General features: G+C 69.2%; 5 protein-coding genes. All 5 read right to left on the bottom strand.

Annotated features, from left to right (window positions below; all coding sequences use genetic code 11):
* Positions 1-14: 14 nt before the first annotated feature.
* Entirely contained in the window at positions 15-3,740 is a 3,726-nt protein-coding gene (locus METUNV1_RS13820; protein WP_008062831.1) for a tetratricopeptide repeat protein, read from the bottom strand.
* The gene (locus tag METUNV1_RS13815) at positions 3,703-6,540 is read right to left on the bottom strand and encodes a bifunctional glycoside hydrolase/polysaccharide deacetylase family protein (RefSeq protein WP_008062829.1); all 2,838 of its coding nucleotides are present in this window, start codon (positions 6,538-6,540) and stop codon (positions 3,703-3,705) included. Before METUNV1_RS13815 ends, METUNV1_RS13820 begins: the two co-directional genes overlap by 38 nt.
* A gap of 211 nt (positions 6,541-6,751) precedes the next feature.
* Complete coding sequence (locus METUNV1_RS13810) at positions 6,752-7,483, bottom strand: proteasome-type protease (protein ID WP_008062826.1); 732 nt, start codon at positions 7,481-7,483, stop codon at positions 6,752-6,754.
* Positions 7,484-7,551: 68 nt separating this feature from the next.
* Positions 7,552-8,361 carry a transglutaminase family protein gene (locus METUNV1_RS13805; RefSeq protein WP_008062820.1) on the bottom strand — a complete coding sequence of 270 codons (810 nt, stop codon included), beginning with the start codon at positions 8,359-8,361 and terminating at the stop codon, positions 7,552-7,554.
* Between the two features lie 10 nt (positions 8,362-8,371).
* On the bottom strand, positions 8,372-9,310 hold the full coding sequence (locus METUNV1_RS13800) for an alpha-E domain-containing protein (RefSeq protein WP_008062819.1): 939 nt from the start codon (positions 9,308-9,310) through the stop codon (positions 8,372-8,374).
* Between the last annotated feature and the right edge of the window lie 100 nt (positions 9,311-9,410).

Below are 9,410 nucleotides of genomic sequence, written 5' to 3'. Positions count from 1 at the left end.
CGAACGCTCCCGGTTCAGAAAAACAGTCGGTAATGCAGTGCGAATTCGGTGGTGCGCGCGAAGATGCCACCACCGCCCTTGTCCTGTCGCCAGGACAGCGAAAAATGATCGGTGCCGAGCACGCTGCCGGCCACGCCCAGAGACACGTCGTAGCCGGCGCCGGCCACGCTGTTGTTCGATACGCCGATCGAGCCGAAAGGCCGCAGCGCCTTCGTGTAATCGCGCAGCAGCCGGATGTTGTGGGTGAGCCGCACGCCCTGCAGCGTGAAACTCTGCGGCCGCAGCGCGGTGGCATCCAGCCCGCTGCCGGCGAACAGCCGCTGCCGCACCTCGACCGCGCGCGCATCGGCCAGATCGATGTCGGCGCGGCTGAACTGGTATCCGGCCACATAGGCGCTCACTTCCAGATCCGGCAGTTCGGTGCGGATCGCGTGCGCAGCCTCCACCTGCCACAGCCGGCCGCGACCGATGTCGAGGCCGTTCTGCGCCTGATAGCGGTAGCTGCCGAACTGCAGGCCGATGCGGTCGTCGCGCGCCACGCGGTAGTTCGCGCGCAGGTCGATCTGGTCGCGCATGCCCGCCATGCGCAGGCCGAGGTTCTCGGTTGCGGGCATGTGCAGCCCGATGCCGACGGTGGCGCTGAGCCGGCTGTCGATGCGCTGTTCGCGTTCGAGAGCGAGCGGATGGATGGTTTCGAAGCCGTCGCGCTGGCCGATCAGGATGCGGGTGACGCCATCATCGTGCTGCCAGGCGAGCCGCGCCAGCAGATAGCCGCTTTCGCCCGGGGTGGCGCTGAACTGCGCGTTGTCGCCCCGGTCGCGGGTGATGGAGCCGAATTCCAGACTCATGCGCAGGTCGGGCGCCACCGCCATGTCCAGCGTGGCGCTGCTCTGCCGTTCGTCGACGCCGCCCAGCGTGCGCTGCGCGATGTCGAGGTCGAAGCGGTGCGAAAAATCGAGCAGCGCGTCCGACAGCTGCAGATGCAGCGGCGCGTCGTCGCGCTGCGCGTCCAGCGTGTCGAAAGCGGCGCTCTGCGCAAGACGCAGGTCGCCCACCATGCGCGCACTGTTCACCCGGTCGTAGCGCGGCAGGCGTTCGTCCCAGGTGTCCAGCAGCGCGCCGACCGCCGCCACGTCGCCCTGTGCCAGCGCCGCGGTGATGTCGGCCCACAGCGGGCGGTTCAGGCTGCGGCCGTACTGCTGCCACAGGAATCCGCGCACCGCGTCGAATTCGCCGCGGTCGATGAAGGCGGACAGCGCCAGTTCGCGTGCCGCCGGCAGCCAGCGGCCATCCGGGTCGCGGTCCAGCCGCATCACTTCGCGCAGCAGCGCGTTCGCCGCGTCGCCCGGCGCCAGCGTGCGCGCCAGCCGCACCCGCGCCTGACGCTGCAACCGGCCGACGTCGTCGGCGCCCAGTTCGGCTAGCCGCGGGCGCTCCTTTTTCCACAGCATCTGGCGCACCCGCCAGGCACGGTCGACGTCGCCGTTCTGCTCAAGTGCGTCGGCCACGTTCATCATCCACAGGAAATCGTCGCGCCGCGCACCGATGCGCGGCAGCAGATAGCGGTCTAGCGCCACCTGCGGGCGCGACAGCGCCTGCCACGCGGCCGCCAGCGCGTCGTGCAGCGCTTCATCGCGCGCCCACACCTGTTCGTGCCGGGCCAGCAATTCGCGCAGCATGCGGGTGTCGTTGCCATCGATCAGCAGCCACAGCAGCGTGGTGCGCACCGATGCGGACTCGGGTTCCACCTTCAGTGCCGCCGACAGGTCGGCGAAGGCCTCGACACGGCGGCCGCCATCCAGATGCCACTGCGCGCGCCGCTGCAGGAAAGCAGCACTGCGCTCGGCTTCGGCGCGCTGCGCCGCCTGTGCAGGCTGCTGCAATTCACCGAACAGCCGCGCCAGCTCGGCCGGCTGGCCGGCGGCGGCATACAGTTCCAGCGTGCGCAGGAACCAGACGCTGCCGCCGAAACGGCGCCAGCCGCGTTCGGCCTCGCGGGCCGCGGCCAGCGGCGACACATCGCTCAGCAGATCGACCAGATCGCCCTGTTCGAAGGCGTCGGAGTCATCGAAGCGGGTCACCCGCTCGAGCGCGCTGCGGGCGCGGTCGTCGTCCTGCACCAGCTGGGCCAGCGCCACGTACAGCCGCCAGAAATCGCGCTGGTCGTCACCGGCGGCGACCTTCGCCGTCTCCATCACCTGCAGTGCATCGTCGAAACGGCTGTCGAGAATGAACAGCGCCGCACGGCGGGCGGCCCGCGCCGGGTCCGGCGGCAGCAGCGCGTCGAGCCGGGCCAGCGTGCGTCGGGCCAGTTCGATGTCGGCCGCGCGTTCGGCCAGATCGGCCAGCATCTGCAGTTCGGCCACCGACGGCGTGTCGCCGGCCGCCCGCTGCAGGAAGGCGATGGCTTCGCGCGGCCGGCCGGCACGTTCGTGCAGCGCGACGATTTCGCCCATGAACCTGAGGTCATGAGGGCGCTGGCGCAGCCGGTATTCGAGCGCCGGCAGCAGCGCGTCGTCGTCGAGCAGGCCGGGCGCCAGTCTGAGCACCGCGTCCCACGCGTCCTCGCGGCCGCTGCGGCGGGCGATCTGCGACCACTGGTCGAGCGCCTCCTGCGGCTTGCCCATCCATTCCTGCACCGTGGCCAGCCGTTCGCGCCAGCGCAGATCGTCCGGCGCCTGCCGCACCGCCGACTGCGCCACCCGCTCGGCATCCTCCAGCTGACGGTTGCCGAGAAAGGCTTCGTAGCCCAGCGTGTAGATGCGGTCGTCGAAGGGCAGCTCCGGCCCGCCACCGGCCGCCACCCGCCAGGGCAGCACATCGAGACCGGCAGCCGCGAACTGGCTGCGGCGCAGCTGCCGCTCCAGCGACAGCTGCAGCATCCGCTTCGCGTAGCGCGCAGCGGCGTCCGGCCGGTTGGCGGCGCGCGCCAGCGTGACCAGGAAGTACATCACCTCGGTGTCGTTCTCCAGCTCGCCAAGCTCGCGGTCGGCGATGTCGAGCGCGAGGTCCAGCCGGTTGCCCGACTGCAGGGTGCGCAGCGCCTGCAGGAACAGCGCCCGGCGCTTCGCGGCATCCGGCTCGCGGCTGCGCTGCAGCAGCAGCATGCGCGCAGCCCCCTCGTACTCGCCATGGCCCAGCATTTCGGCAGCCGCCTGGCCGTACAGACGCGGATCGATGTCGTCGCCATTGCGCCGGAAGGTGGCGATCAGTTCGAGCGCGAGCAGGGCCTGACCGCGCGACAGCGCGCGCTGCACCAGCGACATCCGGTTGTCGTCGGTCAGTCCGTCCACCGTCACCGCATTGCGCAGCCGCTGCGGCAACTGCGCTTCCAGCTCGGCGTGACGCGCGGAAAAGGGCGGCGCGGACAGCAGTTCGCTTTCGTACAGCGTCCATTCGACCCAGCGCGCTTCGGTCAGCGTTTCGCGGTCGGCCGGGCTGGCCAGCAGCGGCGCAAGATCGGCACGGGCCTGTTCGTAATCGCGGCGTGCAATCGACTGGCGGACCAGGGCCAGCCTCAGCTCAGGATTGAGCGGATCGGTGCGCAGCAGGTTGCGCAGATAGGCCAGCGTCAGCGCGTCGCCGCGGGTGGCGTTCAGCGTGTACTGGACCAGCGCGCGATACGGAAACAGCACCGTGAACAGCACGCCGACCAGCAGGCCGATGGCCAGCAGCACATGCGGGGCGACCAGGCGCGGCCGCTCAACCGACGCGGCAGCGTAGCTCGATCGTCGCAGCATGGGCGTCCAGACGGAAATGTGTGAGACCGGCCTCGCTGCGCACCGGGCCCAGCGCGCGGCCGTCGGCGGTGACCCGGCACTGGCTGGCGCCGGACAGCGCGAATTCGAGCGGCACCTGGCCATTCAGACGGTAGCGCTGAACGCCCTGCTCCACACTGGCCGACTCCAGCCGCGCGTTCGCTTCGGCCAGCACCGGGGTCGCGTCGGCACGGTCGCCGAGTACCAGCGTCGCGGTTTCGCCGGTCAGGTGGGCGTAAATGCCTTCGGCGCCGTCGCGCCAGCCGCCGATGCCTGAGGAGGCGCCGATGTCCGGCAGGCCCAGTCCGCGCGGCAGGCGCAGCGTGCGCAGATGGGTGGCGTTGCGCACCAGATAGCGCCCGCCGTCCAGCGTGCGCGCGAGCACGACGTCGTTGAAATTCATCGCGATGCGCACGTATTCGCTCGGATAGACCGGATGCACCGGCTGCGCCAGCGCGTGCCGATACACCTTGTGCAGCACCGCCAGCGAGGCCGGCTTGCTGGCCGAATAGGTGTGGAAGTAGAGATTCACCGGCTTGAGCCGGCGCGGCGTTTCGGTGAAGGCCAGCGTCTGCGTCACCCGCTCGAAGCCGTAGTACGGACCGGTCCACAGATTGGTGTAGACGTTCTCGTTCATGATGGGCGCGTGCACATGGAAGTGCCGCCCCTGCCAGGTGCCCAGCGACGACACCGCCGCCAGACTGGGATAGAGCGTGCTGGCAACGGTGTAGCCGCCATTCATCTGCACCATGCCCAGTCGCTCGACCCATTCCAGCGCCGCCTCGGTCGGCGCCGCGTCGCCGGTCCACAGCATGAGACCGACCGGCTTGCCGGGCGGCGCGAGCCGGCTGCGGATGTAGTCGACCGAGCCGGCGATCTCGCGCTCCAGACTGGGCGTGTAGCCGGCCGGTGCGAGCGAGTAGCCCTGCGCGGCTTCCTTCGCCTCGCCGCGCTCGACGCTGTCCCAGTAGAAAGGGTGGGTGTAGCTGTGCGAAGCGATCTCGACGTGAGGCAGCGCGAACATGCGGCGGGCCACCGCCTCCATTTCGGCGGAATCGCGTGCGAACGGGCCGCGTTCGCTGGTTTCGATCTCGATCACCGACATCGCGTGCGGCACCCGGTAGCGCTTGAGCACGTCTTCCAGCAGCACTTCGGCCGCCAGTCTGCGGCCCTTCATTTCGGCGCGCGAGGCGAAGCCGTCGCCGTCGATGTGGGCGAAGAACATGCGGCGGCCGGTCAGCGTGGTGGTGTCGGGCACGGGCAGCGCCGGCAGCGCCAGCGCATCGCGGATGAAGGCGAAGGGTTCGATCACCCAGCGGGTCTGCGCGTCGTCCAGCGGCAGTACCCGCACCGCGAACGGATGCAGCGCGAAGCCGCCCCAGGCAGTCTGCGCCACCGCGTCGTAGCGGTTGCCGGCGCTGTCGTTCAGGCTCAGCAGCACGCGGGCATCCGGCTGTTCCACCCGCAGTCGCTGCAGCCGGCCGCGGTCGGGAATGGCCGGCGTTTCGAAGCCGACCGCCGGATCGCGCAGCGCGATGTCGAGCCGGCCTTTCGCGGGGGGCGCCTGGGCCAGGCCGGCCGCCCGCAGGAAATCCGCGTCCGGTTCGAAACCGAAGGAACCGAACACCGCCAGCCGCGTGCCTTCGGCGATGCGCGCGACCATCCAGTCCATCAGCGCACGGGCGCGCTCGCCCGGCACATAGCCGTCGAACCACAGCACCGCACCGGCATATTCACCGGCCGGTACCGACTCCGGCAGCGGGCCGGTCACGTCGACATACTCGGCGACATAGCCCAGATGATTCACCGGCATTTCCGCGTAGCGGTGCGGGCTGGACACGTTCACCCGGGCCGCCTCGCGGCTGTTGTAGAGAAACATGAGCTTGCGCGGCAGCACCTCGACCAGACCGACGCCCAGATGCTTCAGGTCGCCGTCGGTCACATAGGGCACGATGCCGTGGGCGTGAATGCGCCGCGCGGTGTCGCGCGCGAGTTCGCGCGCGGCCGGCGCGACATAGTCGATCGCGATCGCGATCACGCCGTAGCGGTCGCGTGCGGTCTGAAGCTGGCCGAGCAGCCATTCGCGGTCATTGGCGGGCACCTCGACATAGCGCTTGCGCTTCGCGTCCCAGCCCCGGTAGAGCGACTCGGCGGCCACGGCATGGACCTCGCCGCGCAGTTCGGGCAGCAGTTCGAAGCCACGGTTGAAGATGAGCCGGATGCCGGGATAGCGCTTGCGCAGCATGCGCACTACGGCCACCAGCCCGCGCTGCTGAGCGGCGACGTCGACATCCTTCACCAGATGGTAGGAATCCAGCGTGTCGAGGAAGAAGCCGCGATAGCCGCGCGCCCACAGCGGCCCCACCACCTCGTCGGCGAAGAAGGCGGGCCAGGCCGGCTGGGCCTGGTCGATCACCAGCGAGTGCCAGGTCGCGTTGCGGCCGATGCGCCAGGCGTCAGGGATGCGGGCGGCGTAGCTCCGCGTCGGGTGAACTTCGCCCACGCTCACGTAGGCGAACAGTTCGGAGCCGCCCTGCCCCCTGTAGGCGAGCGGATCGAAACCGTGGTCAGGTTCGACCACCGCGATATCGAAGGCCTTCATCGCGGCCAGCGGCGCGTCCTTGCCGTAGTGCAGCGCCACCGAAGGCAGGTCGGCGGCATGTACCGCAGGGATCAGGACGCCGAGCAGGGCCAGTGCGCAGACGATGCAGAACCGGATCCGGCCCGGCCAGGATGGACGGGACTGCGGCACGAAGGCGAAGCGGTGCGGAAATGCGGGCATACCGGTCATGGGCGGGGTGAACGGCCCATTCTAGGGAACCTTTAGCTTTGTGGCCCGATCGCCGGCCGGCACCGGTCGCGCGGGGCGATGGCCCACGCGCTAGGGCCATCGGAAACGGCACGGGGAGCCGGCGCAGGCATCCGCCGGTGCGGCGCCCGGCATGCCGCTGCGCCGCGTGTCCGCCGCAGACGAGGAAAGGCCTGCCGGGTCGTCAGTCCGCCAGCCAGTCGGGCGACGGCAGCGCGTGGAAAGCTTCGCGCAGACTGTCACTCCAGCGCTTGCGGATCATGTCGAAGTAGGCGTTGTCGGCGTCGATGCGGGTATGAGAGGCCACTTTCAGCGCACCGGTGCGCAGCACCAGCAGGTCCAGCGGAACGCCCACCGACAGGTTGGACCGTATGGTCGAATCCATCGAGATCAGTGCGCACTTGGCGGCTTCGTCCAGCGCGGTGTCGGGACGGATGACGCGGTCGATGATGGGCTTGCCGTATTTGGCCTCGCCGATCTGGAAGTACGGCGTATCGCGGGTGGCTTCGATGAAGTTGCCGGCGGCGTAGATCTGGAACAGCCGCGGCTCCTCGCCCAGTATCTGGCCACCGAGGATGAAGCTGGCGTTGAACTCGATGCCGAATTCCTTCAGTGCCTCGGCATCACGCGCGTGCACTTCGCGCAGGCAGTCACCGACATGCCGCGCCGCCTCGAACAGATTGGGCACCGTGTGCAGGCTGGGGCCTTCGGCGGCAAGCCGCTCGCGCAGCAGGCTCATCAGGGTCTGGGTGAGCGCCAGATTGCCGGCGCTCATGAGCACCAGCACCCGTTCGCCCGGACGTTCGAACACGGTGAGCTTGCGGAAGGTGTTGATGTGATCGACACCGGCGTTGGTGCGCGAATCGGAAAGGCACACGATGCCCGCATCGAGCAGCATGCCCACGCAATAGGTCATGGCGGAGTTCAGTCAGCGAAAATTGAAGGATGGACGGACCGCACGCACGCTGCCCGCCGGTACCCGCTTCAGTGTGCGTGCACCGACACCCGGGTCAGCGTGCCCTGTACCGACTCGCCGCCGGCCACGCGGACCGGGCAGGCGTCGAGGTGATCGCGCCCGACCGCGAGGCGGCAATAGCCGTGCCCGGCCAGCGTGCGCTCAAGCACGTCCACGCTCACCCAGCCGGCTTCGCCGCCGGCCGCCGGGCCGCTGGCAAGCCAGACGTCTACCCAGCTGTGCGGCACCGCCCATTCGCCTGCGGCGTCGATCAGATAGCCGCTGACGAAGCGCGCCGGCAGACCGGCGGCGCGGCAGCAGGCGATGAAGGCGTGGGCAATGTCGGCGCTGCAGCCGACACCGGCGGCGAGCGCGCTCAGCGCGCCGCCGGGCGGCAGGCGTTCCGGCAGATGACGGACCGCGCCGCACACCGCACCGCTCAGATCCAGCAGTTCGCCGACCGTGTCGCGCCGGGCGCGCAGATGGCTGGCGGCCATCGCGTGCGCCTGTTCGTCCGCTTCGGTCAGCCGCGTGCCGGCCAGATAGGACAGCGGCGACAGCGGGCCGGCGTCGCGCGGCATCCAGGCGTCGGCGTCGGTCAGGCGCACGGTGCCGCTGACCACGATGGTCAGTTCGCTGTGCGGGCGGTCCATCGTGAGCAGGTGGCCGACATTGCCGTGCGCGTCGATCGCGCGCCGCGCGCTGCCGGGCGCCTGCACCCGCCAGTTCAGCGGGCGCTGGGTCGATTCCTCGCGCGGCGTCAGCCGCAGCTGCTGGATGCTGTAGCTGACCGGGCTGGCGTACTGCACCGTGGTTTCATGATGAATGTCGAGCAGCATGGCGGTCTCCTCAACTGGCGGACATCGGAACCAGGAAGTCGTTGGAAATGCGGTTGCCCAGCTCGTTCACGCGCACGATGAACTGGGTCAGGTACTCGTGCAGGCCGCGGGCGAACACGTCCTCGATGCGACCGAACTTGAGGCTGGCCTGCAGTTCGCCGGCACGGCGCTGGGTTTCCTTCGAGCGGTAGTTGGACACCGCCTGCAGGTTTTCGTACACCTCGACCATGCTGGTGCGCAGCGAACGCGGCATCTGCTCGTTCAGGATGAGCAGTTCGGTCACCTTCACCGGCGTGATCAGGTCGCGGTACACCTTGCGATACACCTCGAACGCCGACACCGAGCGCAGCAGCGCGCTCCACTGGTAGTAGTCGGCGGCCGCGTCCGGCGGCGCCTTGCCATCGACCAGCATGTGGTACTTCACGTCGATGAAGCGCGCGGTCGCGTCGGCCCGCTCGAGGAAAGTGCCCAGCCGGATGAAGTGGAAGGCCTCGTCGCGCAGCATGGTGCCCAGCGTGACGCCGCGCGACAGGTGGGAGCGGAACTTCACCCACTCGAAGAACTCGCCGATCTCGCTGCCGGCCAGCTTCCAGCGCGGGTAGTCGCGCATCCTGAGCCAGGTATCGTTGGTGGTTTCCCACATTTCCGAGGTGATGGTGCCGCGCACCGCGTGCGCGTTCTCGCGCGCCATGCGCAGGCAGCTCAGGATGGACGACGGGTTGTCGCCGTCGAACACCATGAAATTCAGCACCGCCTCGGCAGTCGCCTCGTCGTGCTTGGCCCGGAAGGCCTGTTCCAGCCCGTTGATCGACAGCGTGGCGCCCCAGCCGGCGTCGCCTTCCGGCACCATGGACATGCGGTAGTTCACGTCCAGCATGCGGGCGATGTTCTCGGCACGCTCGATGTAGCGCGCCATCCAGTACAGGTGGTCTGCGGTTCTGCTCAACATGGGAACACCATCCGGTTATCTGCAATCGCGATGAACGAAGCGGCCGACGCGCCCGCGCTGCGCCGGCTCTGTGCGAACGAAGTGAGCGTGGGAGCCATCA

The sequence above is a fragment of the Methyloversatilis universalis FAM5 genome, from assembly GCF_000214035.2.
GTDB lineage: Bacteria > Pseudomonadota > Gammaproteobacteria > Burkholderiales > Rhodocyclaceae > Methyloversatilis > Methyloversatilis universalis.
The sequence above is the reverse complement of the archived record's forward strand: the minus strand, read 5'-3'. Positions and strand labels throughout refer to the sequence as shown.

Coding starts and splice junctions, on each gene's coding strand:
- METUNV1_RS13820 (WP_008062831.1), bottom strand. CDS start 3,740: ATGCTGCGACGATCGAGCTACGCTGCCGCGTCGGTTGAGCGGCCGCGC.
- METUNV1_RS13815 (WP_008062829.1), bottom strand. CDS start 6,540: ATGCCCGCATTTCCGCACCGCTTCGCCTTCGTGCCGCAGTCCCGTCCA.
- METUNV1_RS13810 (WP_008062826.1), bottom strand. CDS start 7,483: ATGACCTATTGCGTGGGCATGCTGCTCGATGCGGGCATCGTGTGCCTT.
- METUNV1_RS13805 (WP_008062820.1), bottom strand. CDS start 8,361: ATGCTGCTCGACATTCATCATGAAACCACGGTGCAGTACGCCAGCCCG.
- METUNV1_RS13800 (WP_008062819.1), bottom strand. CDS start 9,310: ATGTTGAGCAGAACCGCAGACCACCTGTACTGGATGGCGCGCTACATC.